A 26,043-nucleotide genomic window follows, 5' to 3' on the forward strand; every position below is an offset into this window, starting at 1 on the left:
ATGGGCATATATAAGCGAATGATAGGCTTCAACGCCGAAAATGGCGCGTTAATGACAATTATACGCACCAAGGAGATATTCGCCGAGTCATTGAGATCGGCAGTTTACTCAAAAATTTTTTCTTCGGATAATGTTCGCATTGGAAGAAAATCAAAAATAAGAGGTGTTAAATATATCAGTTTGGGAGCTAATTTCCGAGCTGGTGATGACTTTTGGATAGAAGCAATTTCCGCGTATGGCGGCCAAACACACAAACCTCAAATAGCGATCGGCAACAACGTAATTTTCATGAACCGCGTTCACATTGCAGCGGTTAATGATATTAAAATCGCGGATGATGTTTTGATTGGCAGTAATGTTCTGATAACCGATCATTTCCACGGGAAACCCGGTTTTGATGAACCACAAGCCAAAGGTACACACCCTGCATTGCGCAATTTGAATTCTCGCGGTGGTGTCGCCATCGGAGAACGGGTTTGGATAGGCGATGGCGTTTGCATCATGCCTGGAGTATCCATTGGCGTTGGGGCAATAATTGGAGCGAACGCCGTAGTTACAAAAAGCGTTGAGTCGGGTGCTGTTGTCGCCGGCAATCCAGCACGTGTGATTTCAAGGTAATCATTATTGCCATGCCATGTGTATTTTCAGTCGTCGTTTCTTATCAACCCGACACCGAGGTGCTGCGCGCCCTGCTCGATACGCTGCTTGCGCAAACCGCAGGCGTGTTCGTGGTGGACAACACGCCCGCAGCAGACCGGCGCGTGGAAGCGCTATGCGCCGCGTTGCCGCAACCCGCACTGCACCTGATCCGCCTGGGCGATAACTTCGGCATCGCCCGCGCGCTGAATGTGGGCATCGACGCGGCCTTGGCCGCAGAGGCCACGCATGTGCTGCTGAGCGATCAGGACAGCCTGCCCGCAGCCGACATGGTGGCCGAGTTGCTGCGCGCGCAGGAAGCGCTGATCCACGAGGGGCGGCGCGTCGGCGCCGTCGGCCCCACGTATACCGACCGCCACACCGGCATCACCTTTCCATTCCAGGCCGTCGTGCCGGGCAAGTTTTTCTATGGCCACCAGCGACCCGATGCGACGCATCCCGCCATCGAGGCGCTGACGCTGATCACCTCCGGCACCTTGGTTCCCGCGCAGGTGCTGCACGAAGTCGGGCCCATGCGCGAGGATTTTTTCATCGACAACGTGGATATCGAATGGAGCCACCGCGCCCGTGCGGCGGGTTTTTCACTGTTCGGCGTGGGCGCGGCGGTGATGTTCCACAGCATGGGCGACCAGGCGCTGCGCGTGTGGTACTTCGGCTGGCGGCAGGAGAGCGCCTACAGCCCGGTGCGGGTGTACTACCGTATCCGCAACTTTGTGGCGCTGTGCCGCCTGCCATTCATTCCCTGGCGCTGGAAGCTGCGCAGTGGTTGGAACATCCTCGGCGTCATCTACACCCAAACCGTATTCGGCCGGCAGCGCCTCGCGGCCTTGCGCATGGGGCTGCGCGGCCTGTGGGACGGCCTGCGCGGGCGCATGGGGCCGTGGCAGGGGTAGTGGTTGCGTCGCCTTGGTTTGCGACTATCCGATTTCCGGCGCACCGTGGCGCAGCAGCATGCGCAGTTTGTGCGGCAGCCAGTGAAAGCGGCGCATGAAGCGCCAGCCGGATTGTTTTTGCCTGGCGTGCAAACTGCGTCGCAGCGCGCTGATGTCTTTGCGGTGCCGCCAGAGGCCAGGCAGGATCGTGCCGTAAATACACTTGATCTTGCCGCGACCTGATCCGGCAAGCCACAGAAACGACGCCTCGATACCCAGCAGCAGCGCGTGGATGGGCAGCAGAGCCAGCAGCGCCCAGGCGGGATAGCAGAGCAGCATCACAGCTGTCTTGTTGCGCTCGCTCAGGGCGCGGCGGCGCGCGGTGGTTTTGAGCTTGTCATCCATCACTTTGCCGCCGCCCAGGTTCTTGCCGATCCAGTGATCGAAGCCGGGCGCGTCCAGCACGCGCGTGGGGTAGCCAAGCAGTCGTGCGGCCTGACAAAGATAAATGTCCTCGGCGATGGACTCGAACCAGGGCGGAAACCCGCCGACGGCACTCCAGACCTCGCGCGGAATCCAGAGGCAGGCGCCTGTCGCGGTGGCCACTTCGTGCACGCCGGTGGTGAAGACGGGGATCGGGTTCATGAACAGGTCGAACTCGTAGCCGCGATCGACCAGATTGCCGTCGTGCAGGGTGTATTGCGGCAACCCGAGCACCGCTGGGATTGTGGTGTCGCACGCCTCATGCAACAGGGCATCGAGGCTGCCCGGGCGCAGCACGGCATCGTTGTTGAGCAGCAGCAGATAGTGCCCGCGTGCGGCTTCCGCCATGCGGTTGTTGCTGATGCAAAAACCCACGTTGTCGCGGCTTTCGATCACCTGCACATCAGGGAATTCGTGCCGGACCAAAAATACCGAGCCATCGGTGGAAGCGTCATCGTGCAGGAGCACCTCGATTCGGAAATCGCCACTTTGCGCGTAAACCGAATTGAGGCAGTCGCGCAGCATGCTTTCGCCGTTGTAGTTGGCGATGCAGACGCTGATCCGTGGCGGCGTGTCGAGTGCGCGACTCATCGCCCGGTCCTCCATCGATCGTGCAATTCGCGCAATGCCGGACAGAGCCGCTGCGCGATCGCGTGAACCGAGAGCTTTTGCTGGTACAGCGTGTGTCCGCGCGCGCCGATGCGTGATAGCGCGTTGCGCTCGGCGAAAGCCCAGCGCAGTGCAGCAACAAGCGCATCAGGATCCGCCTGTGGCACCAGCAGGCAGTTGTCTTTGTCGATCCATCCGATGTCTTCGTCGATCGCGCCGATGACCGTGGCCTTGCCCAGTGCGAGCGCTTGCGAGGTCTTGCTGGTGATGACGCGGCGGCCTTGTGGCGTGCCGCCGAACGGGCCGCCAAGGCAAAGGTCGGCGCGGGGAATCTCCGTATCCACCAGTTCATGCAACGGCACCCAGGCGCGGTGGGTGTATCGCGTGACGCCAAGGCGCTCGCAAAGCTGACGCAGGCGACGTGCCTGCTTTGCACCGCCACCGATAAAGTCGAAACGGATGGGCAGATCCCGCAACTGCGCAGCGGCAGCCACGATCACATCGACACCATGAAGCGGCAGCATCGAGCCGTAGAAAAGCACTGAGAACGCGTTTTGCACGGAGTGTTGGTCTTGCTGATCTGGGGTGGTGGCACCCTCCAAGGCTCCGACCGGAACCGCCAACAATTTCTTGCGGGGCAATTCGTATCGATCGACATAAAAGTCGATGTGCTGTTCGGTGTCGGTCAACACCAGATCGGCATCATGCAGGATGCCAATTTCCAGCCAGCGCAGCAGTGGCGCGATCATCTGCCCGATAAACCCGGTCTTGTTTTCCTCGTGCAAGGAGGCGGACGGTGACATCAATGCATCGAAAACCAGTGGCTTGCCACGCGTAAGCCAGCGCACGGGCCAGTACATCTCGTGCCCGCGAAAACCAAGCACATACAGATCGGGCGCGAACGATTTGCGCAGCTGGCGCAGCGCGCGCCAGGTTTCGAAGTAGCGGGCCATGCCTGTGCTGTGATTGCGCGCAACGGTCAATTTGATGCCGTCGCAGGCTTCAAGCGCAATTAGCAGGCTCCGACTGCGGATGAAATCGGGCGCGCGATAGGCAAGTACATAGGCCACGGTCAGGCGCTTTTGCGCAGGCTTTGCGTCACGCCGACTCGCCATGGAGTCAGGCAGGCTCATCGGAACTCAGGAGTGGTCGTGTAAAGACCATCGGTTTCAGTCGTTGCCTCGCCAGTCGTCAATTGGCACAGCCCGTACCGTTCTGCCCTGGCGCCAGACAGGATACGAGCTGGTGCACGGTACTCGGGCCGAGCATCAGGCGCTGATCGGGGCGAATTTTGGCGAACTCGCGGCGCGCGGCATCGAGGTGTCCGGTGACGGCTAGCAGGCGCACCAGGGTGACGCGGTAAATCGGTTCGCCCGGTGACGCTTCCACCGAACGGCGGAACAGCGTCATTGCCGCGGCGGTGTCGTGCAGCACGTTGAGCGTGTAGTCGCCATACACCTGCAGGATGCGCCCGGACTGGCGGTGATGGTTGAGCGCGGCCTGGAACGCGGCGACCATCTCGTGCTTGGGCAAGTCGCACAAGCCCTGGCGCGCGCAGGTGGTGAGCGCCTGCAGCGAGCTTTCCTCTTGCACGCCGGGGGTACGATCGGTGAGGCGCGCGATCATGCGCGTCCACCATTCCTGCTGAATGGGCCGATGCAGACGCGCGTTGAAGAAGATCAGCGCCTGCTCGGGCAGGATCGACGAATCAGGCAGGTTCATCGCGCGCTGCAGCGGCGCGTAGGCCAGCGGCGTGAACGGCGAATCGGGGTTGTAATTGGACATCACGATACAGGTGCGGCCCAGCTCGTACTGCGCGCGCGGCGAATCCGGCGCGCGCAGCACCAGTTGCTGCGCCAGACGCAGCGGGTTGCCCCAGGCCCACGACGTGAGCGCGGTCATGCCGATCCACAGCGCGAACAGCGCGCCCAGCAAAGTGCCGCGCGCCAGCGGCAGCGCCGCGCCCGGCGCGGCCAGCAGCGGCACGATGGCCAGCAGCATGGCGAAGCTGGGAAAGTAGTTGCGCTGCTCGAACACCAGTTCCAGCGGGATCACCGTACCGGTCATCAACTGCCCGGCGAAGAACAGCGCGATGCCCAGCGCGACCAACGGCAGGCGCTTGCGCACCACCAGCGCGAAGGCGATCAGCGCGGCGATGCCGGCCATCGCCGCCAGCGTGGTCCATGGGCTGAGCAGTCCGGTCGAGATGTGGATGTCGTCGTGGTAGAAACTCAGTCCGTGCGGCGTCGGCACGATGATCCATGCGACGTAATCCATGACGATGCGCGCTTCGGTCATCAGGCGCTGGCTGAGGGTGAAATCGCGCGTCGCCCAGGTCACCGGGTCCATGATTCCGGGCAGCAGCCAGGCCAAGCCGATCACGCCCGGCAACAGCAGCACCACCACGAACAGCCAGTCGATGCGGTGATCGCGGCGCTGGTCGGCGTAGCTGCGGCCGTGGAACAGCAGCCACTCGATCAGCAGCGCGTAGAACGGCGCCATCGCCGCGTCTTCCTTGGCGGTGAAGCCGATCGCGGTGAACACCGCCAGCGAGATCGCCGCGCCCCAGAAGCCGCGTCCATCGCGCTGCATGCGCATGCGTCCGCGCACATAGCCCAGCAGCGCGGCCAGCACGAACAGATTGCCCAGGCTCTCCATGCGCTGCACCACGTACAGCACCGCGGTGAGGTTGACCGGCAGCAGCAGCCAGCCGCCGGTGATCAGCGCCGCCACCCACATCTCATGCAGTGGTTCGATGCCGGGCTTGGCCGCGCGCAGCAGGCGCCGCGTCAGCCAGAACAGCAGGACGCCGTTGCCGAGATGGATCAGCACGTTGGTCAGCTTGAACCAGAACGGGTCCGTGCCGGTCAGCAGCCAGTTGGCGGTGAACGTCAGCGAGGACAGCGGGCGCTTGAACTGGCTGGACGGCGAGGACAAGGCCGCGGCAAGCAGGGTCTTGATGTCCACATGCGCGGGACGCAGCGCGCTGTTGTCGACGATGTTGGGGTAGTCGTCGAAGGTGTAGCCGCCGTACAGACCCGGCCAGTACACCGCCAGCGTCAGCAGCATGAACAGCGGAAACAGGAACGGGGTCAGGCGCTGGCGCAGGCTGGTGTGCGAACTCAAGGCGGGGCTCCGGATACCGGTACGCGGGCAGGGGTGCGTGGGCTCAAGTGTGACATGCGGCGCGCGCTGATCGCGAGCGCTCGCGCCGCCGTCGGGCACATGGCCGCGTGGGCTGTCATTCCCGTACAGGGCCTGCCCACGCACAGGCGCGGCGCGGCAAGCCCTGCGGTTCCAGGCAGGTGCGCCCTGCCGGGCGCACCAGAAAATATTCAATTGGTGGCGGGTAGTTTGCCCAGATGAAAAGCGCCTCCCGAGCTTACGAGCGAGGCGGCGGCGGGGCCACGAGGGCTCCCAAGGGGATACACGCCAGTCGATCGCACAACCAGCCAAAGCCCACGCGCTCCTGCTCCAGCCGCAGCCGGGGCTGGTGGCGATCGAATCTGAGGTCGTCATAGACGGCCGCCTCCTCGGGTGTGAGACGCGCCAGGTCGTGGCGCGCAGGGTCGGGCTCCTCGCCCCAGTGCGAGCGATGGGCAAGCAGCGTCTCCAGGTCCATGAGAAAGGACGCCGCATTCGGAAAGTAGTCACGCAACTGGTCGAGGATGGCGAATCCGTGGGTGTCGATGTCGCCCCAGTAGTGCAGATGGCATCGATGCAGCCACGAGGCGCGCGACAGCGCCTCCCAACCGTAGCCCGCGCCGAAGACGACGATGGCGTCCGCCACCTCCGGGAAGGCGAGGAAGTTGGTCTCGTTCTCGGTGATGAAGACGCGCTCGACGGGTAGCGCCAGCGCCGCGAAGCTCGCGGCGTCCAGGGTGATGTCGGGCAGGCCTTCGCAGCCCGGCAGGCTGGGCAAGGCCGGGTCGAGCAGGCGAAACCGAATCCGGACGGGCTTGTCCAGGAAGCCGAATCGGCGTGTGAACCGCGCGACGCCGGTCGCATCGGTCTCGATGACTTCTGGTGGCAGAGCCAGGTCCAGCAGCTCGGCCAACACGCCTCGGTGGGCCTCGATGAACTTGCTGTCCAAGCCGGGCACGTCGACCTGGCGCAGGTACACGGCCGGTCGAGGATGGGCCTGCAGCCATGCGACGATGGCCAGCAGACGCTCCCAGCGGTCGACCAGTTCCAGCGCCTGGATCGGCCGCCGAGACAGCCACGCCAGCAGCGGCGGCTGCGCGGCTGCCGTCTGCTGCCACACCGCCTCGAACCGCTGCGCTTGCCGAGCCTTGCCGATGAAGGCCAAGGCGTCTTGCAGGGTGTCGAGCCGGACGGCCGCCGGGAGCCGCTGCGTCCCCTGGACGCGGTGGTTCCACTCCCGCCATTCGATCCGAACCTGCGGGGTATCGGCGACGGCGCGCACCCAGTCACGAACTGCTTCGAAGCGGTCAGACAGGTCCGCGGCACTGGGGGCCTTCAGATTCAGGCGCAGCGGCCACGAAGTGGTGTCCGTGACCACCGCACGCATCAAGTCGCCCCGATCCCACAAGCGTTGGACCTGGGTGCGCAAATCGGCCGGCGTGGTCCAGTTCATGATGCCGCGCCGTCTCCGGCAGACCTGGCTTCGGCCATGCCCTCCGCCGTCTCCGCGGCTTTGTGCGCCCGGTACTCCTCGATCGACAGGCAGCGTAGCCGCGAGTCGCGCCCGCCCTCGTTGTGCACGAAGCCCACGCTGGCCACGAAGGGCTCGATGATGTGGATCTTCTGCAGCGGCGTGACGATCAACAACTGCAGGTTGAGCTGCTGGAACAGGCGCAGCCCGTACTGTGCCGACTCGTCCGACCCGCGCCCGAAAGCCTCGTCGATGACCACGAAGCGGAATGACCGCGAACGAACGGCGCCCCACTCCAGCCCGAACTGGTAGGCGAGGCTCGCGGCCAGCACGGTATATGCCAGCTTCTCCTTCTGACCACCCGACTTGCCGCTCGAATCCGAGTAGTGCTCGTGCTCGGTACCGTCGGCGCGCCAGCGCTCGCTGGCCGAGAAGAGGAACCAATTGCGCACGTCGGTGACCTTGGCGGTCCAACGCCGGTCGGCGTCCGACAGTCCTTCACGGCCCCGGAAGCGGTCGATGATGGTCTTGACTTGCAAGAATTTGGCTTCCGAATACTGTTCATCGCTTGATCCCGTCAGCGCGCCCTCGGTGCACGCGCGCAGATCCTGCTGAAAGTCCCGGATCTCTGCATCCGGGCTGGGCAGCACCACCAGCAGGATGAACCGGCCAGGGTTGTAATCGATGGCGGCGAGCGAGCGGTTGATGGTGTCGATCTGCTCCCGGATTTTCTCCCGCTCACGGGCGAGCTGGGCGTTGAAGTTGGCGATCTCGTTGATCGTGTTGACGTTCAGCAGCTCCTTGAAGCGCGCCTCGAATCGCGGCAGGTCGTCGCCCTTCAAGCCGGTGAGCATCCGCTCGTACTCCGGCAGCGCCGCCAGGCTCACGTCCATCTCGACGGTCTCGGCCTTGAACTCTTCCTTGAAGCCGCGCATGGCATTGACGATGCGCTCGGTCAGACGGGCCAGGCGCTTGTCCTCCGCGTCGATGCGCTCCTGCAGCCACTTGCGCACCTCCTGCTCCCGGTTGTCGCAGGACTCGACCGACAGTTGATGCTCGCCCAGCGCTTGCGAGCGCCAGCCATCCAGACGCTCGCTCTGCACCCCGGTCAGCGGCGCGTCGTCCCAAATCCGGGCCGTCTGATTCCACAGGTCCTGTGCCGCCGCACGCTTGGTTGCGACCTCAGTACGTTTGTCCCGGGCCTCGTCGCGCTTGCGTTCTGTATCCGCGAGCCGATCTTGCGCCGCTTTGAGCTGACGCCCGAGCTCCTGCAGCGTGTCCGATGCGGCTTCCAGCCGTGCACGTTCCTCGGTGAGCGCGGCAATCTGGCGGGCCAGGCTCATCCAGTCGATATCCGCGAAGCGCGTGAATTCCTCCAGGCGTGCGAGCGTCTCCAGCCGTCCTTGTAGCTCCTTGCGCGCCTGCTGGATCTCGCCGATGCGTTGCCCCAGCGTGGCAAGTCGTTCCTCCAGGCGCTGCCGCTGATCGCGCAACGCACGCAGCTTGTCGGCATTGCTCCAGCCGAGCACGTAGCGGCTGCGATCATCGATGCGGCTGCGGTCATCCTTCTCGTGGCGCCCGCTCGGGTCCTTGATCTGACCGGCGCGCGTGATGGCGCGGGCTTCGCGACGGAACTGCTCGCTACTGGCGCAGCAGGCCACGTCGAAGCGCTGGCGAAGCTCCTGTTCCAGCCACTCGTAGTGCGGCGAATCCGCCTTGATGACGAGCTTGCGCACCAGCGACTGCGGATGCAGGCTGGCGCCGCCAGCGGCTTGACCGGCCTTCCTCTGCAGCACATGGAAGTACACCAGCCGGGCGCCGAGATGCTGGCGGTCCACCCAGTCCGCAACGGCTTTGTAGTGCGCGCCCGGGACCAGCAGCGCGAGGCCGAAGCCGCGCAGCAGCCGCTCGGCGGCACCTTCCCACTCGCGCTCGTCGTCACGCACCTGAATGAGCTCGCCCGCGAAGGGCAGTTCGTCCTCACCGATCGACAGCGCCGCGCACAGCGCATCGCGGATGCGGATCTGGGCGGCATCGATGTTGCTCTTGCGCCGCTGGAGACTTTCGATCTCGTCGGACAAGGCGGTGTGCTCTTCACGGCCCTTGCGGAACGTGAAGTCCTCCTCGCGCTCGCGGTTGTCAAGGTCGGCAATGCGTCCGCGCAATCCCTCGGCACGCTGGGCAATGCCTTGCTGTTGGGTGAGGAAGCCCGCTTCATCGGTCGGCGCCGCCTCATCGATGCGGGCCAGCAGCTCCTGGAAGCGGTCGGACTTCTTCTGGCGTTGTTCCTTGTCCTGCTCCAGACGGCGAGTCTTCGCCGCCAGCTCCTCCAGGCGGTCGCCGCCGTTGTCTCGCAGAGCCCGCTCCAGGCGGCCGATATCAACGCGCTCGGTCTCACGCTGCGCGTCCAGGCGCTCGATCTGCGCATCGAGCCGGACCGCATCCTCCGCCAGCAGGCCGAGGCGGCGGTCCAGCAGCTCGCCCTTGAGCCGGGCGAAGTACGGCCGAAGCTGGTCGCGAGCATCCCGCCAGTCCTGGATCGCGGCGACCAGCGCCTGATGGCGCGCGCCGTCCGCGACCAGGGGCGTCAGCAAGTCCACCTGCCGCTTGGCCTTGAGCACCGCCTGATGCGCCCGGTCCAGGTCGTCGAAATGGCGGATCAGGGCCTCGATGCGTTGCCCGGAGTCGAAGGGCTCCAGCATGTGGCTGCGCACGAAGTCGGTAAGGTTGCCCACCGACTTCATCGAGACGGTCTGGTGGAACAGCTCCAGGGCCTGCTCGTGCTCAATGCCGAAGCGACGGCGGAACCAGGCCCCGTAAGGCGGGAAGCTGTCGAACAGCTCGCAGCCCGCGCCGCGCAGCTTCTTGCGCAGGGCGGTGATGTCGCTGCCGAAGCCGCTGAAGTCATCGGCGATGGCGAGGGCCCGCTCGGCAGCCACGAACAGACGCGCGGGTTGGCCCTGGGGATCCTTCAGCCAGAAGACCTGGGCCAGCGTCACGGCCTGGTCGTAGCCCTCGTTGCGGAAGACGCAGAGGATGACCGAGTAGCTCGACGCATCGCGCAGTGCCACAGGACGGGCGCTGCCCGTGACCTCGTTGCGCTCGCTCTTGTAGTGGCCCAGTACGTAGGACCGCAAGGAGCGCTCGCGGGAATCCGCCCCGGCCGCCTTGTTGTAGGCCACGCGATGCGCCGGCACGAGCAAGGTCGTGATGGCATCGACCAGCGTGGACTTGCCCGAACCGATGTCGCCCGTGAGCAGGCCATTGCGGCCGTCGAGCGCGTAGCGCCAGACACGCTTGTCGAAAGTGCCCCAGTTGAGCACTTCCAGCCGCTGCAGCCGAAAGCCCACCCGGCTGTTGTCGGCCATGAAGTCCAGGCCCAGCGTCGACGACTCAAGCATCGGGCACTCCCTTGCTGGCTGTTACCTTGTCGGTCGATTCGGCGGGTACTGCGGACAGCGCCGTGCGGTAGACCTCCAACCGCGCGTCGAATTCGGCCAGCCACTGTGCGTCGACAAAGGCCTTCAGGATGCGCCGCACCTCATAGTGCCCTCGGTCCTGCGCACTGCCGGCAGCAGGCTTGAGTCGGCGCAGAAACCCCAGATCGACCATCTTGGTGATCGTCGCGTCCACCTGGTCGATCAGCCGGGCCTCGTTCGTGCCATCGGGCAGGAACACCCGCATCAGCTCGGCGATCTCGTCACGCGAGAGCACCAGCCGGGTGTCGCCAGCGCCGGCGTCGAACTCGGCCATGCGCTTGCGCAGCAGCGCCAGCATCAGGCTCACCGCATAGGAGAGTGGCCGGCGGGCGACGAGTCTTGGCAGGCGCGGCGCCCCCTCCGACTCGTCCGGGTCCGGACGGCTCTTCAGGAAGGCGTGGCCCTCGGCCTCGTCCAGCACCAGATCGAGCAGCAGCACCGCGGCCTGTTCCCGCACTCGTGCCTGCAGGCGCAGCAGGCTGGCCCACAGGTGCTCGTCGTCGTCGCGGTAGAGCACGCCCTTGAGCAAGTGCACCATGAGTTGCGACAGCTCGGGCACCGCCGGCAGCGCGCTTGGCGGGGTCTCTACCGAATCGTTCTCGTGCAGCGCGTCGTTCATGTTTTTCACTTTCCTGCTATCCCAAGCACTCAACGCGTGAAGATCACGCGGGGCAAGCGCGCCTCGCGCATCACGGCCTCGCCCGCAGTGTTGCGGGCTTGCCAACGGATGGGATCTTCCACGGCCTCGTCGACTACGGTGCGCAGGCCGTCCAGTGCGTCGCCGCCGTCCCCGGCGTGGGCCAGCTCCAGGTAGGCCACCAATTCGGCCAGGCCCTGGTGCAGGGGCTCGACATCCAGCAGCTCGCGCAGCGTGATCTGCGGCTGGCGGCGCAGTGCGCATTGCACGGCCGAGCGCAGGCGCGCCTTATCCACGACGATCTGGTCGAACAAGTGCGCGGTGTCGATGTCATCCTCACCGGCCACGAACGCCAGTTCGACCAGGCGCGGCTTCACGCTCGGCGTGAACAGCGGCCGCTCCAGCGGCAGTTCGATGTCCGCCCCCATGGCATCGATGTGCATCACCGTGCCGGAGGGCGTGGCCTCGCGCAAGGCCAGCGCTTTGCTCTCGATGCCGTGCAACAGGTCCAGGATGCGCCGGTTCTCCACAAAGGCCCGGTCGTCCAGGAAGCGGCGCAATTGCTGCGACAGTTGCGCCACCGTGCGCTGCGTGTGTTCGCCCGCCTCCAGCCAGTCGTGGTGCACGCGCCGGGTGCGCGGCTCGGGCTTCAGTGCCGCGACGGCGGGCAGCCCCAGCACCTGATCCAGCCGCGCGGAGAGTTCCTCCTGCCGCCGGCTGGACATGAGGAAATCCCAGAAGGCGCGAAAGCTGCGGCCCTGGTCGGAGTCGCCGATGGCATCGCGCTCGCCCATGATCTCGTCGAGCAGCGCACCCTTGGCGCCTTCCCACAGCGCGATCTTCTCGCGCACCTTGCGGTCGAGCCCGCGGAAGTTGTGTTCCACCTCGCGGAAGTCGGCCAGCAGCTCGCGCGCCAGTTGCTGGAACTGCTGGAAGCGGTCCTTGATCGCCGTGTCGTCCAGCAGCGGCACGTCACCGGCCAGCACGCGGGCGATCTCTGCGTCCAGTTCGTCGCGCTTCTGGCGAAGGTCGGCCACGCGCTTGATCGGGTCGGCCTCGGTCCCGGCGCTGATCTGCTCCAACAGCGCGAACAGCGTCAGCAGGCGCGACTCGGTGCCGACGAATGGCCGCTCGGTCAGCGTCAGCAACCAGGCGATGGCCTTCTCGGTGGCCGGTGTCAGGTCGAACTGCGCCTCGTCCGTGCCCGGCTTGTAGAACTTGCGCAGCCAGCCCTTGTCGGGCGCGGCCCAGTCGTTCAGATAGTCTGGCGCGCCCTTGGGGTAGGCCTCCGGCCCCAACTGCTCGCGCAGGGCGAATAGCTCGTCCTCCAGCGCCTCCGCAAGATCGGCCTCGCTCATCACGCGCATGTTCGGCGCCACGAACACCCGGTGCAGGAAGCTCGCCACCAGCGGTGCGTGCGGCGAAGCGAGCAGGCGCCAGGCGGGGTGGCGGTCGCGCAGGGTAGAGAGGGTGGCGTGGTCCACAGTGAGGAGCTCGCGGGATCAGTTCGATCGAACCGGCAATGGGGACAGCTTCTCCTCGACCCGATCACACTGCTTGTCCTTGAGCATCACGAACCGGCAATGGCCTTCCGACAGGTTGGCCCACAGGCCGCCGATCAACCGGTCATCCTCCGCGCCAGCCCAACGATCCGCGCCCTTGTACTCAACCGCGAGAATCGGCCCCGGCTGGCCTGCCGCACCGGGCAACTGGCACAGAAAGTCCGGGTAGAAGCGCCCATCGGCCTTCTGCAGAAAGAATGAACTGCCTTCGCGCCGCACGAGGTTGCGTACCCAGAACTGGATGCGGCCCTGCTGCGCCCACGTATCCAACTGGCAGGCACATTCGAACTCTTCCTTGCTGTCGAAGTCGCCCATGCGTCCATAGAAATGCTTGCGGAAATCGAAGTGCCCGAAGCGCCCGTCGTAGTCGCGGCTTGGCGCATAGGCCTGGGCATGAAACTCGAAGGCGTAGTGATCGCTCACCGCCACGCGCGAGGCGGCATCGTCACCGAACAGGGCCTGCTGATAGGCCTTGCCGACGGTCTGCTTGCGCAGTTCGCGAATGCGCGCCTCGATCAGATTGCGGATCAGGAATTTCTGCAGGTTGGCACGTGCCAGCGTGAAGCCTTCCCGGCGCAGCAAGTCGGTGAGCCACGCCGCGACAAATGCCTGTTTGCTGGCATGAGTCAGCGACGGCTCGGGCAGGTTGCGGCACAGCCAGGTGGCGATGCGAACCTCATCCCAGTTTTCGGGTTGATAGACGAGGCCCAGATCGCGCTGCAACTCGGGCAGGAAGCGCGAGACCACGTGGCCGCCGTCATCGATGTCGATCTCGCCGCCTTCCGATACTTTCAGTGCCGCGCCCAATGCCGCCAGGTCATTCGCCGTCGGTGCCGCATCGTAGGGCGACAAGTCCCACGGGTACTCGAGCACCTCCGGGTCATCGAACAACTGCAATTCGCCTTGCACGCGCAGCGCGAGTTGCGGCACGCGGAAGCGTTCGCCCCGTTCAGCGGGCGTCTGGAAGAATTCAATCGCCGTGGTGCGGCTGACTTCGGCGGCTTCCACGATCGCCGCTGCCGCCGTTTCGGAGGTGACCGAGGCCTTGAGGACTTCGGCCTCATCTGCCGTGAGCGGCGTGCTGATGGTCAGCGTGTTGCGCTTGCCGTCCCAGCTCACCTTGTCGCGCACGGGCTTCGGCACGCTCTTCAGGTCGGGTTTTTCGGTCAAGGTAATCGCCACCGGCCGAACGACCACGCGCCCGGCGTGACCCGCCAGATCCAGCCGCGCCTGCTCAGGCAGTGCGGCGGTAACGAACTCGGTGACTTCGCGCCGCTCGAAACCCGCGCCCGCCACCAGACGGTCACGCAACGCGCCTGCCGTCTCGGCGAAGTTGCGCGACACCACGAAGGCATAGGACTGATTCAAGGCCTTGGCCTGCCGATGGGCCGCATCAGGCTGCCGCAACACACGCCCGAGCAATTGTTCCACCGCCGTCGCCGATGACAAGGACGCCATGCTCACCAGGATGTAGGCAAACGGGCAATCCCAGCCCTCGGCCAGCGCCTTCTGGGTGATGACGAATTTCACCGGGCAGGCCGGGTCGGCGATGCCGCCCTTGTAGTCGGTCTCGATCTGCTCCAGGCCCTTTTCCTCGCCGGTGGCGACCACGATTTCCTCCACCGGAATGCGATGGTTGGCGATCAGCTCTTTGCGCACGCGCTCATAATCCAGCGTCTCGATGCCGGCGCGGCGCGGCTCCGACTGGATCAACACCAAGGGCCGCAGATAGGCCGCACCTGCGCGGCGTTCTTCATCCGCCAGCTTGTGCAGGGCGTCGCGTCGGCCAATGGCATCGGCCAGACACTGCTGCCAGTTGGGTTCGGTTTCCAGCACCACCGGCAGCTTGATCATTTCCTCCGCCTTCAACTCGGCGGCGGACACGCTGTGCAGCACGTTGCTGGGCGTGCGCTCCAAGTCGGGCGTGGCGGTCAGTTCCAGCACCCCGCTCGGGCGGAAGCGCGCCAGCATGTCGAAGGCCAGCTCGGTGCGGCTGTTGTGCGCCTCGTCCACCACCACGAACGGGCGGCGCAGGCGCAGCACGTTGGCCAGCGAATACGGCGTGGTGCGCTCGCTGCCCTCGCCATCGGTCAGCAATTCGTCGCGCTGCGTAGGTGACAGGTTGTCGAAGTGGTGCATCAGCGCGCCACTGGACTGATACACCTTGCGGCACTCTTCCTCTTCCACCTGGAACGCCTGCCGCGTGGCGACAATCACCGTGGTCGAAGTGTCCAGCGTGGCGCGGGTCACGCTCTTGGCTTCTTCCAGATCGAGCACCGTGATCGGCCCCACCTCGCGCAGCGCGGTGTGATACGGGTGACTGCGATTTTTCAGCGCCTTGATCGTCTGCTCACGGATCGGCTTACTGGGCACCAGCCACACAATCACGCTGTGCTCGCAACGCAGCAGATGTGTATTGACGAGTTGCACGCTTTTCGCCGCCAGCCAGGTCTTGCCGCCACCGGTGGGCACGCGCAGGCAGAAGTACGGCATGTCGGACGGAAAGCCCGATAGCGGGTGGTACGCATTGCCGCGCCCCCACAGACGCTCCGTGGTGGCGGTAAAGGCAATCGAGGGCGACGGCAGTTCGTGGCAGGTCTTGAAATAGGCCTCGACGCTGTCGAGCACTTGCTGCTGGTAGACCTTGGGCGCGAAGGCGGTCATCGCTGATCACCGTAGGGTGCGCCCGGTTCCTGTATGGCTTGCGCCGGTGCGGCGGCATCGGGCTGCAGGAGCTCGACGACGCCCCGACGGCTGATCACGATGACCGTGCCCGTGCGTGCCGCCAATTCCCGTGCGCGTTGTGCGGCTCGCTGCATCGCACGCAGCGACAGGCGCAGATCGGCGTCGCGCGCCGTTTCGATGGGCTGTCGGTTCATGGTTTCTCGCTCCAGTCCAGCAACACCGGCGCGGTGCCGGCGTTGTCATACAGCGCCCAGGCGTCGACGAGCGGCCCGTACAGACGCTCGAAGTTTTCCCGGCCGGCAGCAAAGCGTCTTCGGATCGTCACTTCGGGGATGTCGTGCCCGCCCTGGCGCACCCGCTGGGCGACGCGGGCGATGGCGGCCTCGGCGCTGTCGAGCTGCAGAAAGATCAGCTTCACCCGGTAGCCCGCGGCCTGCCAGGCGCGGATGTGCTGCAGATAGCCGCGCCCCGCGAGCGTCGTCTCGAAGGCGAAGCTTTCGCGGGCGGCAAAGTGCCGATCCAACTCGTGCAGCATCAGGCGCCCGGCCTGCATGGCGGCGCTCTCCGGCGCAAACGGTGCCAGCCCGGCGGCGATCAGGTCGGCATTGACGAACACCGGGCAATCCGCCTCGTGGGGCAGGAACTCGCGCGCGAACGTCGTCTTGCCCGCGCCGTTGGGCCCGGCAATGACGATGACCTTCAGCGCGTCGGTCATCGCTACGGCTCCAGCGCGTAAGGCGTCTGCTTGAAGGTGATGCCCTCGCGTGCAGCGCGGCCGCCCATGCGGTTGGCGGCGGCGTAGATCACTTTCGGGCCGGCAAACCGGGGCAACACATCGAACACTGGGCCGGTGAGCACGTTGCCGCCGGCCACCGAGCGGTCCTTGAGGATGCCGTTGTACAGCAGGTAGATCGCGCGACCCTCGTGCACGCCCAGCAGCGGCGACAGTTTTTCTCCCTCTCCCGCCGGGAGAGGGCCGGGGTGAGGGCGCGCCGTGCCGGTTTCGGCGAACCAGACGAACTCGGCCAGTTGCGCGAATGTCACATCGCTGCGGATCTGACCGTCGGCGTCGAATAGGGGTTCTGCGGAAAGACGACAGAACTGGAAGCCGCCGCCGAGGCCTTCGACGATTTTCTCCCCTCGCCCGCTGGCGGGAGCGGGAGCGGGGTCGGGGATGAGGGCGCCTTTGGTGTAGCCGGTGGCCACGCGCTTGACCCGCTCGGCGGTGACGGTGCGGGCGATGTTCTCGTCCATCTCGACCAGGATGAAACGGCGCTGGCCGCCATCCTCGGCGTTTTGCTTGAGCACCGCGTGGCCGGTGGTACCGGAACCGGCGAAGCTATCGAGCACGAGAGAATCCGCATCTGTTGCAATTTGCAGGATGCGTTGGATGAGCAAGGACGGCTTAGGCGTTGCGAAATCTGATACCGAAGGGATGTCGTGCAGCACTTCGCGCAGTTCCTTGCGCGAGCCATCGGTGTGGCCGGCAAATTCGTGTGGCCATAGTGTTTGCGGCACCACCCCATCATTGCGGAGCAAATGTTTGTAGCGCTTATAGGCAGGCACTTTGCCCTTGCCGTCCTTGCCCCAGTAGATCAAACCCTCTGCCACATGTCGTTGATGCTCTTCCTGCGAGTAGGCCCAGACGCGGGTGCGCTTGGGCCAGATTTCCTCGCCTGTGTTGGGATTGGTGACGGGGTAGTAGAGGTTTGGGCGTTCTTCGGCTGTTTTGGCACAGGTGTAGTCACTGTTACGAAATTGCCCTCTGTCATCTTCATGCTTGTACTGGCTATCTTTTTCTTCCCCACGCGGCAGCAGGTTACGCTGCCAACTGGGCGATCGCTGATAAACCAGCACAAAGTCGTGCATTGGGGCAATGGTTTTGTGATCGTTGGATACGGCGTACTTCTTTTGCCAGATGATCGTGCCCACAAAGTTGCGGGCTTCAAAAATCTCATCCATCAACAGCCGTAGCGTAGCCACCTCGTTGTCGTCGATGGACACGAAAATCGCACCGTCCTCGCGCAGGAACTGCTTCAAGAGAACCAGGCGCGGATACATCATGCACAGCCAGCGGTCGTGCCGGTCCAGCGTTTCGCCTTCCTTGCCGACGACCTCGCCCAGCCACTTGCGAATCTCCGGGCTGTTGACGTTGTCGTTGTAAACCCAGCCTTCGTTGCCGGTGTTGTAGGGCGGGTCGATGTAGATGCACTTCACCTGTCCGGCGTAGCGCGGCAGCAGCGCCTTGAGCGCGTGCAGGTTGTCGCCCTGCACGATCAGGTTGCCGCCGTAGTCGCCCTCATCCCCGACCCCGCTCCCGGAGGGCGATGGGAGCGAGAGTTCCGGCACCGGCTCCAGCAGGCGGAACGGTACCTCGCGATGGTGTTTGACGACGGCGGCCTTGCCGATCCAGTTCAATGTTGGCATTCAGCCCATCCCTCAAGCTGTGCGCGATGGCGTCTGGCCATCGCTGCGTTGTTCTTCATCCGCGCCCCCGGCGCGCACCCAGTCGTCCACCTCGGACAGCCTGAACTTCCACAGGCGCCCGACGCGGTGCGCTGGCAATCCCCGATGCTCGCGCCAGCGATAGATAGTGTCCTTGGCCACGCCAAGATGCTGGGCGACCTGCTCGACGGAAACCCACGGTTCTATGGTCATGGCGTCCGCGCTTGCCAACTGGAAGCGACTCAAGTGGATGAAACCGGATGAAAGTCTATCAGTGCTCCGGTGGCCGCGGTTGACGATGAACCGCATCGCGTCATGCATTTATTTTGCGCGGCAAGCGCTGCGGGCAAGTGGGCGGATTTGCGAGGGCTGCCAGCGAGTTGCGTGGAATTCACAACCTGGGTTGTGCCGAATCAACGGACTTTCGGAGTCTGCTACGCAGGCAGCATCAGTCCGCGCAACTTTGCCGCCGAGCCAGGTAGCCCCTGGCGCTCGATGGTATCGAGGTGCTGGGGTTTGTCGACTGGCGGATTCCGCAGAGACGAGCGCAGTCGCTCGACGGCGCCGAGCACGATGCCAGGCGCAAGATCGATGACGTGCTGCACGAAGGCATCGGGGTGCTGGGCTGCAATTCCGTAGGGATCAAGAGCCGCCTTCGGAAAATCCGACCGATTGAAGGTCACGATCACATCCGCGCGTCCCCGGATTGCAGCGGCGAGCACATGCCGGTCATCGGCATCGGGTAGGGTCAACGCTGGGATCAGCGGCTCGTAGTTCTCGACTAGCGCATCACGCACGTGCGCGTTCATCAGATCACGCGTTCGCCCCAGCTGAGCCGCGGTGAAATCGGCCACGCGCCGGAACTCAGTAGCCCATGTCCAGCTTCTGGCCCTGCTCGGCAAGCGCATCCAGTGCCTTCAGCCGGGCCTCGTCTTCGACAGACTTGTAGCGCATCAAATCGCGGAACAGCACACGCCGGCGCGTGCCAACCTTGCGATGAGGAATTTTCCCGGCCTCGAGCAGTTGCACAAGATAGGGCCGGGAGACGTTCAGCAAATCGGCTGCTTCCTGGGTCGTCAGTTCAGCATGCACTGGGATCAGCGTGACGGCGTTGCCTTGGGCCATCTGGGTCAAAATGTCCACGAGCAATCTGAGCGCGGCGGCTGGCAGCGTGATGCGCTGATCAGGGTGGCCGGGTTCAGCCAGTTCCACCGGCTCGGTGCCATGGGCCTTCAGATAGCGGGCCAACACCCGGCTGGATTGCTGCGCCTGCACCGACTCCTTCTCGGTCGGGATGATTGGATCGAATGACTTGAGGGCAATTGCGTTCATGGGAATCTCCGTGGTCACGGAAGGGCCACTGGGCATAGCCTAACGCACAGACGAAATGAACGAAACAAACGAATCATCCTGAATAGACGATCAGCTAACAGGCGACCATCAGCCGCGCGCGGGCCAACCACACGCGCGGTGAGACGCCCTTCCTGCTGCGCGGGCTGATCGTCGGCGAGGACGCGCGGGCGCTGACCACCAGGCAAGAAAAAGCCCGCTGGAATGCGGGCTTGAAGGTATTTCCGGGATGTTGAAGTTAACTGAATTGGTGGTGGGATGCTACCCATTTCGAGATGAGGCAACCCGTCGTGCGGCGATTGGCGCCACCTTTCTCCGCACCATGTGCGGCGAAAGACTTGCGTGTGCGGAGAATGCAGCCCATAATCTCCGCATGAAAAGCGGCGATTACAAGTACATCTGGCAGTCCAACGACTGGCCGAACTGGCACTTCGACCTGGCGGCACTGGCTGGGCCTATGGCTGAGGCCAGTCGCGCCCAAGGACTCCTAATGGGCCGTCTGGCCGACGTCGGCATGGCCCTGCGCGATCAGGCCAGCCTGGCGGCGCTTGCCGAAGACGTGGTCAAGACCAGCCAGATCGAGGGTGAGCAGCTCAACGTCGAATCCGTGCGCTCATCCATCGCCCGCAGGTTGGGCGTGGACATCGGCGCCCTGGCCCCGGTCGATCGACACGTCGAAGGCGTGGTCGAGATGGTGCTCGATGCCACGGCCAACTGCCATGCGCCGGTGTCGCGTGAGCGGTTGTTCGGCTGGCATGCCGCGCTGTTTCCTACCGGCTACTCCGGGCTCTCCAGGATCAAGGTCGGCGGCTGGCGCGACGATGACAGTGGTCCGATGCGGGTGGTCTCGGGCCCAATCGGCCGCCAGCGTGTGCATTTCGAAGCGCCGCCCGCCGATCGCCTCGAGGCCGAAACCAGCCGATTCCTTGACTGGGTGAATGGCGCGTCGAACGAGCCGCCACTGCTCAAAGCTGGCCTCGGCCATCTGTGGTTCGTCACGCTGCACCCGTTCGACGATGGCAATGGACGTATCGCCCGAGCCATCGGTGATCTGCTGCTGGCACGCGCCGACGGCAGCCCGCAACGCTTCTACAGTTTGTCGGCGCAGATCCAGCGCGAACGCAAGGCTTACTACGACATCCTGGAGCAGACCCAGAAACGGTCTCTGGACGTCACCGAGTGGCTCGCCTGGTTCCTCGACACGCTCCATCGCGCTGTCGACCAGGCGCAGCACACACTCGATGCCGTGTTGACCAAGACGCGGTTCTGGCAGCGCTGGGCGACCACGCCACTGAACGAGCGGCAGGTGAGGTTGCTGAACAAGCTGCCCGACGGGTTCGAAGGCAAGCTCACCAGCAGTAAGTGGGCTGCCATTGCCAAGTGCTCGCCGGACACGGCTTTGCGCGACATCAACGACCTGCTTGCGCGGGGCGTGCTGCGGAAATCGGATGCAGGCGGGCGTAGCACCAGCTATGTATTGGTTGAGTCTGCAGCGGGGGAAGGCGAATGAATGAAGACGCAGGCGTTCGCAGGAACCCGCACGAGTACACGGGAACCGGCGCGATCAGGCAAGAAAAAACCCCAACCGGGACCGGTTGGGGGTTTGTTATTGGTGGAGGTGGCGGGAGTCGAACACCGGCAATGAAGCATTGCTCTACATGCGAACTATCGCTGAAGTGATCGACAGCTACTGCAAAATCTACCGCACGTGAGGATCGAGAGGGCAGGGGACGAGACGACTGACGATCGACCCTAGAGCTTGACAATTATACAATAATTAGAGAACCTAGTAGGTTACGCTTGGTGTTGACAAGATGCGCCGGGCGCAGTACAACGGACACTATGCGGCAGTCAATCACCACTCACCGCGCAGAAAATATATATGCCGCGCTGATGGCGATGGCCGCGATCGCGGTGTGCGCACTGGGCGCGCACGTGGTTGGCCTTGATTTGGCAGCGCTGCTGATACTGATCGTGCCTGCAGCCATCATGCTGATGCCGGCGCGCACCGTCGCGGATGTTGTTTTCACCGCGCGACGCGGCGGGTTGTTGGCCGCCATGTTGCTTGGTGCGATCCGATCCGCAGCAGAGGCGGGCGCAGCGCTGATGGCTGGCGCCGTCCTGCGCGCACTGGCGCCAGTCCTTGAGCTGGTCGCTGCAGTGTTTTGCTGCGGCACGTCCGCCATCGTTAGCCTGCACCGCGCAGCAATCTCCGCGCAGGACGCTGGCGCGCAAACGCGCGCGCAGCTCGGAACCATCGCCGCCACTCTCGCTGACCGCGTCCTGCCGGCTCCTCGCGCCGCCGCCCTTTTCCGCGCGGCGTAACCCAACCATCGTTTAATCCGGGCCGCTGCGCGCAATGCGCGGCGGCCCTTTCGTTTGTGCGACTCGACGCCTGATCAGTCCCACTGAAGCGTATGCGCGCGGCGGTCCTCAGCAACACGAGGACCACCATGGAATTCGACTTCAACACCCCGGCCGGCGAGGACAGCAGCGGCGCTGCGCTTGCCATCGTCATTGCGCAGCTCCTCGATCAAAACAACGGGAGCTTCGACTTTCGGCCCGGGCGGGCCCTGGAACTCGCCGGAGGCAACGCGCGAGGCAGCGACCGGACCGATTACAGAGCCGTTCCCAGGCTGCGTCGGCTAGGTATCGAGCCGGTCCGCGTTGGCAAGCGCTGGCTTGTGCGTGTCGGCGACCTTGCGCGCGTGCTGGTCGGGACGCAGGCGGCATCGGTTCCCTCGGTTCCGCGTCCGCGCGGCCCCAAGCGCCGCATCGCCGGGTGTGCCGCGTGAGCGGCGCCAAGCACCACCCGGCCGAGCGCAAGCAGCCGGCTCGCAGGCACGGTACGCGCGCAGGCCAAGGCTTGCCGCCGCCGCCCACGAGCATCGACGGCGCGCTGGACAGGATCAGTGACCGCGTGAGGCTCGGCGCCTTGCGCGCCGCATTCCACAAGCAGGCCACGGCGGCGGTGTTCCGCACGCTCTCGCCGGCCGGCCAGAGAGCATGCCTCGCAGCCCTGTCCTTCTGCACGGACGAGGAAGCGGTCGTAGAGCTGGTGCAGGCGGAAGTCCTCAGAGAGATCGACCCTCGCCGAGCCGCAGAGTGCCTGCGAGTCGCGCGCGGTCGCGGACTTGAATACGACCACTCCAGCCCAGAGCACCGCGCGCGGGTCGCATGCGGTTGGGCGCGCCGCGCGCACAAGGCGCGCGCGCAGGCTGCCGCGCGTGAAGCGATGATTGCCTCGGGCGAGGCCTACGACCAAGAGGCCGACGAATGAGCCTCGGCATCGAGGGCCTCGAGGGCCCGCTGCTCGACTCGCTGCAGGTGTACTTCCTCGAGGGCAGGCACCTCGAGTGGCGTGGCGTGGAACGGCTGGTCATCTCTTCGCGCCGGCACCGGACGCCAGGCAGCGGGGCTCTGTGCGTGCTCTTGTATGGAGTCGATTCGCGGGAACGTTCAAAAGGTTCCCGAACCGCACCGTTGCAGGATGCTGATTCAAATGGAGAAAATGATGGTGTCATAAGCCCGTTTGGGTGCCCATACGTGCTTATGACACCGGCACGGGGCGACGACCCCATGCCGACGTTGACGGTGGGGCTCGACGCCGAGTGGACTGCGGACGCGCGACACCCCGGGCGGCGACGCGTACTGAGCTGGCAGTTCAGTGTGGTGGTCTCGGGCGGCCGGTCGCTTGAATGGCTGTGCTTCCCGCCTTCCGACCGGGGAACGCGGTTCAAGCGCGAGACCGTCTTGTCGTGGTTCCTCGCGGACTTCGAGGCGGCCGGACTGATCAGCCTTTCATACAAGCCGCGCCTGACCCTCGAGGAACGCGCAAGTGGCAAGCGGCAGCCCGTCGCGCTGCGCGTCACGCTGGTCGGGTTCTACGGAGTCGTGGACATCACCAGCTTCTACGGCGGCGCCCGGCGCCTGCGGAAACTCGATTCTGTGCGGCGGACGGTGGCGTCGGTCGAGCGCCCAGAAAGCGTCCATATCTCGCACGCCGACCGTCACGACTGGGTCGCTCGCGCCACGCTAATCACCCGCGACGCGCAGTTGCTGGCGCCTGCCGGCAGCAACCTCGACGCACTCGGCAAGGCGCTGGGTCTGCGCAAGCTCGATCTACCCGAAGGCTACGGTAAAGATGCGATGGACCGACTGCTGCGCGAGCGGCCCGACGTCTTCGCGCTGTACGCGGCGCGTGATGCCAGCGTCGCGCTGGCTTGGGCTGAGCGCGTGCGCGAAACCCTTGGTCTCGATTCAATCCCTGTGACGTTGGGCGGATGTGCGGCAACGTACATCCGTGATCATGTCTGCCGCACGCGCGGATGGACTCCCGAACAGTTCGATCTCGAATGGCGCGGGCTTGAAACGAAGCGTGAGCGGGTAGACGTGGGCGGCGGCAAGTTCAAGTCTGAAAAGAAACTTGAGCCGCGGCCCGAGGCTGTAACGGCACTCCCCGCCGCCGCGCAGGCGTACTACGGCGGGCGCAATGAATGTTTCTTGGTCGGGATTCATGACGGCCCCTGGATCGATCTCGATATATCCAGCGCCTACCCGAGCGCGATGGCGCTCATCCCAGATCCCGATTTCACCGTTCCGCCTCGCGTGCTCGCCGCCGGCGAACTGCGGCCCTCGGACGTACCGATGCCGGTTTCGTACTTGTTCGGGTACGTCGAGTTCGCTTTCCCCGAGTTGGTGATGTTCCCCTGCCTGCCATGCAAGGACGCTCTAGGCCGTGGCCTGATTTTTCCCAAGCGCGGGAAGACCTGGGCCAGCGCACCGGAACTGTATCTGGCGCTTCGCATGGGTGCGCGCGTGACGCTGCTGCAACCCGCACAAATCATTGCTTCGCGCGACACCTTCGGTCTGCGCGAGGCCTACGAATCACTTGTGGGCATGCGGAAAGAAGCCCAGCGTGTGTTCGGTAAGAAGTCCGTGCAGGACTTGGTGCTGAAAGACATCAACAATAGCGGTTACGGGAAGACGGCTCAGGGCCTCGCGGACAAACGAAATTACTCGACGCGGCATGATGCTGTGAGGTCCCAAGGACCTTCGGTGATCACGTCGGCACCGCAGGCAGCCTTGACAACCAGCCTCGTCAGGGCATTTGCCAGCGCCGCAATGGAAGAGCTGCATGCGCGCGGACACCGGGTTGCGTCTGTAACGACGGATGGATTCCTTTCCACAGCTACCGCCGCAGAAGTTGAGGTGCTGCCGTGCTACGGTTTGACCCCGTACTTCCGCCACGCTCGCGCGGCGCTGGGTGGCGGCGCGATCTGGGAAGTGAAACACGCCGCACAAAAGTTGGTCATGCTGACAACGCGCGGCGGGTACGGTGTAGGCGCGATCGGCAATCAACCACTGCCGCATGCAGGCGCGGGGTTCAAGGCCTCTCGCGAAATCCGGCAGCGCGATGACTATCCCGAGATCATGGCGGCGATGTACCTCGAGCGCGACGGGAGGCTCGAGTGCACCTACAACGCGCTGCCATCGCCGAAAGAGTACGTGCGCGCTAACGCTGACGGTACGAGCAAGGCCGTGCGCAAGAGCGTGTCGTGGGAATACGACCTCAAGCGGCGCCCGGTGGACGCGCGCATGAAGGAGATCGCGATCCAGGGACGAATCTACGAGCACGTCAGCTATTCCACGGCGCCATGGGAGTCTGCCGAAGCATTCGACGCCGCGCGGCGAGCAGCAGAACCCATGCGAGGCCGCGCCATCACCACCGTCGATCAAATCGAAGAACTCGACCGGCGTCGGCATCTTGTCAGCGCGAACGCGGCCGCCGGCACGCGCACGCGCGGCAGTGCAGCGCGAACGCTTGCTCGTAGCGTCCTTCGAGGTCTGCGCAGCGGTCGGCTGATTGCCGACTGGTACTGCCCGAAAGCCGTCGGCTTCCGCGGGCGTGACGTGTGCGATCGCGTTGGCTCCGCGTTCCGCGTCGAGCTGTCAATCGACGACTGGAAGAACGCCGGGCGTGGGGTGAGGAACGCTCGTCTAGCGCTCAGCGGCGCCGAGCAGGTGCTTGAGCGCCTCAGGGTCCGTCGGGTCATCGGCTTCGGTGGAGTGCTCACCGATTGCGAACCCGTGCGTGTCATCGCGGCCCCTCGCACCGCCCGCCACCGAGAGCCCTCGCGCCGGCGAGCTCGGGCCGTCACTGCATTGGGTACCACCCACTCACGAGTACCTGGTCATGGCTCCGAAGAACCCACGCCTGCCGCACATCGAAATGGCGGTTGAACTCTACAAAGCGGCACCGTCAGGCGACCGCCTGAGTTACCGCCTTTCCATCGATGGTGAGCCCGTTGCGTTTGAGCGGCTCCGCGGCGCGAAGAGGCTGCTCGCCGACGCCCTCCTCGGTCTGGCGGTCTCCGATCACGGGCGGCGCAAGAGCATGAACGCGGTCGATCCTGACCAGATCACGGGTCCGCCAGGTCCGCCGACCGGGAGCGCCTGATCAACGATCCCAACCCCTCTCGCGCCCGGTGGCGCCCCTGAAACCGGGCCGGTGGCGCCACCTGCAGGCATGTGCACAAACATGCACCAATGTATGCACACTTGTGCATGTTTGTGTGCATCCATAAACATGCACAACTTTGTGCATTCGCCGCACGTCGCCAGTGGCGCCACCCGGCGCCAAAACCGC

At 64.7% G+C, this 26,043-nt stretch carries 22 protein-coding genes; 7 read left to right on the plus strand and 15 right to left on the minus strand.

The window, feature by feature from the left end; translation table 11 throughout:
* A complete protein-coding gene (locus Mschef_RS18325) occupies positions 1-618 on the plus strand; it encodes an LbetaH domain-containing protein (protein WP_081127331.1) in 618 nt (205 codons plus the stop codon).
* 11 nt (positions 619-629) lie between these two features.
* Positions 630-1,550, plus strand: coding sequence for a glycosyltransferase family 2 protein (locus Mschef_RS08210; protein WP_081127334.1), 921 nt, complete (start codon positions 630-632; stop codon positions 1,548-1,550).
* A 24-nt stretch (positions 1,551-1,574) separates the two neighbouring features.
* Here the strand turns inward: Mschef_RS08210 and Mschef_RS08215 are convergent, their stop codons facing one another.
* The 14 genes from Mschef_RS08215 to Mschef_RS08280 form a co-directional block, all read right to left on the minus strand.
* Positions 1,575-2,603 (minus strand): glycosyltransferase family 2 protein, encoded by a 1,029-nt coding sequence (locus Mschef_RS08215; RefSeq protein ID WP_168708876.1) that lies wholly within the window; start codon positions 2,601-2,603, stop codon positions 1,575-1,577.
* Positions 2,600-3,754: a glycosyltransferase gene (locus tag Mschef_RS08220; protein WP_081127340.1), complete on the minus strand. Its 1,155-nt coding sequence runs from the start codon at positions 3,752-3,754 to the stop codon at positions 2,600-2,602. Before Mschef_RS08220 ends, Mschef_RS08215 begins: the two co-directional genes overlap by 4 nt.
* Before the next feature lie 58 nt (positions 3,755-3,812).
* Positions 3,813-5,747, minus strand: a complete 1,935-nt coding sequence (locus tag Mschef_RS08225) for an ECF transporter S component family protein (RefSeq protein WP_136256346.1) — start codon at positions 5,745-5,747, stop codon at positions 3,813-3,815.
* 256 nt (positions 5,748-6,003) lie between these two features.
* A complete protein-coding gene (locus Mschef_RS08230; RefSeq protein ID WP_081127343.1) occupies positions 6,004-7,218 on the minus strand; it encodes a DUF3322 domain-containing protein in 1,215 nt (404 codons plus the stop codon).
* Positions 7,215-10,637, minus strand: coding sequence for an ATP-binding protein (locus Mschef_RS08235; protein WP_081127345.1), 3,423 nt, complete (start codon positions 10,635-10,637; stop codon positions 7,215-7,217). The genes Mschef_RS08230 and Mschef_RS08235 overlap by 4 nt, the downstream gene beginning before the upstream one ends.
* Positions 10,630-11,334 carry a DUF4194 domain-containing protein gene (locus tag Mschef_RS08240; protein WP_081127348.1) on the minus strand — a complete coding sequence of 235 codons (705 nt, stop codon included), beginning with the start codon at positions 11,332-11,334 and terminating at the stop codon, positions 10,630-10,632. The genes Mschef_RS08235 and Mschef_RS08240 overlap by 8 nt, the downstream gene beginning before the upstream one ends.
* A 29-nt stretch (positions 11,335-11,363) precedes the next feature.
* On the minus strand, positions 11,364-12,836 hold the full coding sequence (locus tag Mschef_RS08245; protein ID WP_081127351.1) for a DUF3375 domain-containing protein: 1,473 nt from the start codon (positions 12,834-12,836) through the stop codon (positions 11,364-11,366).
* Positions 12,837-12,854: 18 nt separating this feature from the next.
* Positions 12,855-15,578: a DEAD/DEAH box helicase gene (locus Mschef_RS08250; RefSeq protein WP_081127354.1), complete on the minus strand. Its 2,724-nt coding sequence runs from the start codon at positions 15,576-15,578 to the stop codon at positions 12,855-12,857.
* The gene (locus Mschef_RS08255) at positions 15,575-15,793 is read right to left on the minus strand and encodes a hypothetical protein (protein ID WP_081127356.1); all 219 of its coding nucleotides are present in this window, start codon (positions 15,791-15,793) and stop codon (positions 15,575-15,577) included. Before Mschef_RS08255 ends, Mschef_RS08250 begins: the two co-directional genes overlap by 4 nt.
* Positions 15,790-16,314: an ATPase gene (locus Mschef_RS08260; RefSeq protein ID WP_081127357.1), complete on the minus strand. Its 525-nt coding sequence runs from the start codon at positions 16,312-16,314 to the stop codon at positions 15,790-15,792. Before Mschef_RS08260 ends, Mschef_RS08255 begins: the two co-directional genes overlap by 4 nt.
* Before the next feature lie 2 nt (positions 16,315-16,316).
* Positions 16,317-18,026, minus strand: coding sequence for a site-specific DNA-methyltransferase (locus Mschef_RS08265; protein ID WP_081127358.1), 1,710 nt, complete (start codon positions 18,024-18,026; stop codon positions 16,317-16,319).
* A 12-nt stretch (positions 18,027-18,038) separates the two neighbouring features.
* Positions 18,039-18,353 (minus strand): helix-turn-helix domain-containing protein, encoded by a 315-nt coding sequence (locus Mschef_RS08270; protein WP_425480080.1) that lies wholly within the window; start codon positions 18,351-18,353, stop codon positions 18,039-18,041.
* Positions 18,354-18,478: 125 nt separating this feature from the next.
* Entirely contained in the window at positions 18,479-18,952 is a 474-nt protein-coding gene (locus tag Mschef_RS08275) for a PIN domain-containing protein (RefSeq protein ID WP_081127359.1), read from the minus strand.
* Entirely contained in the window at positions 18,909-19,376 is a 468-nt protein-coding gene (locus Mschef_RS08280) for a helix-turn-helix domain-containing protein (protein WP_081127360.1), read from the minus strand. The genes Mschef_RS08275 and Mschef_RS08280 overlap by 44 nt, the downstream gene beginning before the upstream one ends.
* 247 nt (positions 19,377-19,623) lie before the next feature.
* Here Mschef_RS08280 and Mschef_RS08285 point away from each other — a divergent pair, with 247 nt between their 5' ends.
* Positions 19,624-20,904, plus strand: a complete 1,281-nt coding sequence (locus tag Mschef_RS08285) for a Fic family protein (protein WP_242426499.1) — start codon at positions 19,624-19,626, stop codon at positions 20,902-20,904.
* A 341-nt stretch (positions 20,905-21,245) separates the two neighbouring features.
* Here Mschef_RS08285 and Mschef_RS17230 read toward each other — a convergent pair whose 3' ends face one another.
* Positions 21,246-21,629, minus strand: a complete 384-nt coding sequence (locus Mschef_RS17230; protein ID WP_136256347.1) for a hypothetical protein — start codon at positions 21,627-21,629, stop codon at positions 21,246-21,248.
* Between the two features lie 218 nt (positions 21,630-21,847).
* Between Mschef_RS17230 and Mschef_RS08295 the strand changes: the two genes are divergently transcribed.
* Genes Mschef_RS08295 through Mschef_RS08310 form a run of 4 tightly spaced genes read left to right on the plus strand, consistent with a single transcriptional unit; the run spans position 21,848 to position 25,854 of the window.
* Positions 21,848-22,189 (plus strand): hypothetical protein, encoded by a 342-nt coding sequence (locus Mschef_RS08295; RefSeq protein WP_136256348.1) that lies wholly within the window; start codon positions 21,848-21,850, stop codon positions 22,187-22,189.
* Positions 22,186-22,674: a hypothetical protein gene (locus tag Mschef_RS08300; protein ID WP_081127368.1), complete on the plus strand. Its 489-nt coding sequence runs from the start codon at positions 22,186-22,188 to the stop codon at positions 22,672-22,674. The genes Mschef_RS08295 and Mschef_RS08300 overlap by 4 nt, the downstream gene beginning before the upstream one ends.
* Entirely contained in the window at positions 22,671-25,637 is a 2,967-nt protein-coding gene (locus Mschef_RS08305) for a DNA polymerase (RefSeq protein ID WP_081127371.1), read from the plus strand. Before Mschef_RS08300 ends, Mschef_RS08305 begins: the two co-directional genes overlap by 4 nt.
* The gene (locus Mschef_RS08310; protein ID WP_136256349.1) at positions 25,591-25,854 is read left to right on the plus strand and encodes a hypothetical protein; all 264 of its coding nucleotides are present in this window, start codon (positions 25,591-25,593) and stop codon (positions 25,852-25,854) included. Before Mschef_RS08305 ends, Mschef_RS08310 begins: the two co-directional genes overlap by 47 nt.
* The last annotated feature ends 189 nt before the right edge of the window (positions 25,855-26,043 follow it).

It is taken from the genome of Metallibacterium scheffleri (assembly GCF_002077135.1).
Classification (GTDB): domain Bacteria; phylum Pseudomonadota; class Gammaproteobacteria; order Xanthomonadales; family Rhodanobacteraceae; genus Metallibacterium; species Metallibacterium scheffleri.

What these genes read in the sequence shown, in the direction of transcription:
- Mschef_RS08295 (WP_136256348.1), top strand. Translation starts at nt 21,848, where the DNA reads ATGGAATTCGACTTCAACACCCCGGCCGGCGAGGACAGCAGCGGCGCT.
- Mschef_RS08285 (WP_242426499.1), top strand. Translation starts at nt 19,624, where the DNA reads ATGTTGAAGTTAACTGAATTGGTGGTGGGATGCTACCCATTTCGAGAT.
- Mschef_RS08230 (WP_081127343.1), bottom strand. Translation starts at nt 7,218, where the DNA reads ATGAACTGGACCACGCCGGCCGATTTGCGCACCCAGGTCCAACGCTTG.
- Mschef_RS18325 (WP_081127331.1), top strand. Translation starts at nt 1, where the DNA reads ATGGGCATATATAAGCGAATGATAGGCTTCAACGCCGAAAATGGCGCG.
- Mschef_RS08210 (WP_081127334.1), top strand. Translation starts at nt 630, where the DNA reads ATGCCATGTGTATTTTCAGTCGTCGTTTCTTATCAACCCGACACCGAG.
- Mschef_RS08220 (WP_081127340.1), bottom strand. Translation starts at nt 3,754, where the DNA reads ATGAGCCTGCCTGACTCCATGGCGAGTCGGCGTGACGCAAAGCCTGCG.
- Mschef_RS08305 (WP_081127371.1), top strand. Translation starts at nt 22,671, where the DNA reads ATGAGCCTCGGCATCGAGGGCCTCGAGGGCCCGCTGCTCGACTCGCTG.
- Mschef_RS08235 (WP_081127345.1), bottom strand. Translation starts at nt 10,637, where the DNA reads ATGCTTGAGTCGTCGACGCTGGGCCTGGACTTCATGGCCGACAACAGC.
- Mschef_RS08270 (WP_425480080.1), bottom strand. Translation starts at nt 18,353, where the DNA reads ATGCGGTTCATCGTCAACCGCGGCCACCGGAGCACTGATAGACTTTCA.
- Mschef_RS08255 (WP_081127356.1), bottom strand. Translation starts at nt 15,793, where the DNA reads ATGAACCGACAGCCCATCGAAACGGCGCGCGACGCCGATCTGCGCCTG.
- Mschef_RS08215 (WP_168708876.1), bottom strand. Translation starts at nt 2,603, where the DNA reads ATGAGTCGCGCACTCGACACGCCGCCACGGATCAGCGTCTGCATCGCC.
- Mschef_RS08280 (WP_081127360.1), bottom strand. Translation starts at nt 19,376, where the DNA reads ATGAACGCAATTGCCCTCAAGTCATTCGATCCAATCATCCCGACCGAG.
- Mschef_RS08265 (WP_081127358.1), bottom strand. Translation starts at nt 18,026, where the DNA reads ATGCCAACATTGAACTGGATCGGCAAGGCCGCCGTCGTCAAACACCAT.
- Mschef_RS08260 (WP_081127357.1), bottom strand. Translation starts at nt 16,314, where the DNA reads ATGACCGACGCGCTGAAGGTCATCGTCATTGCCGGGCCCAACGGCGCG.
- Mschef_RS08275 (WP_081127359.1), bottom strand. Translation starts at nt 18,952, where the DNA reads ATGCGCTTGCCGAGCAGGGCCAGAAGCTGGACATGGGCTACTGAGTTC.
- Mschef_RS08240 (WP_081127348.1), bottom strand. Translation starts at nt 11,334, where the DNA reads ATGAACGACGCGCTGCACGAGAACGATTCGGTAGAGACCCCGCCAAGC.
- Mschef_RS08250 (WP_081127354.1), bottom strand. Translation starts at nt 15,578, where the DNA reads ATGACCGCCTTCGCGCCCAAGGTCTACCAGCAGCAAGTGCTCGACAGC.
- Mschef_RS08310 (WP_136256349.1), top strand. Translation starts at nt 25,591, where the DNA reads ATGGCTCCGAAGAACCCACGCCTGCCGCACATCGAAATGGCGGTTGAA.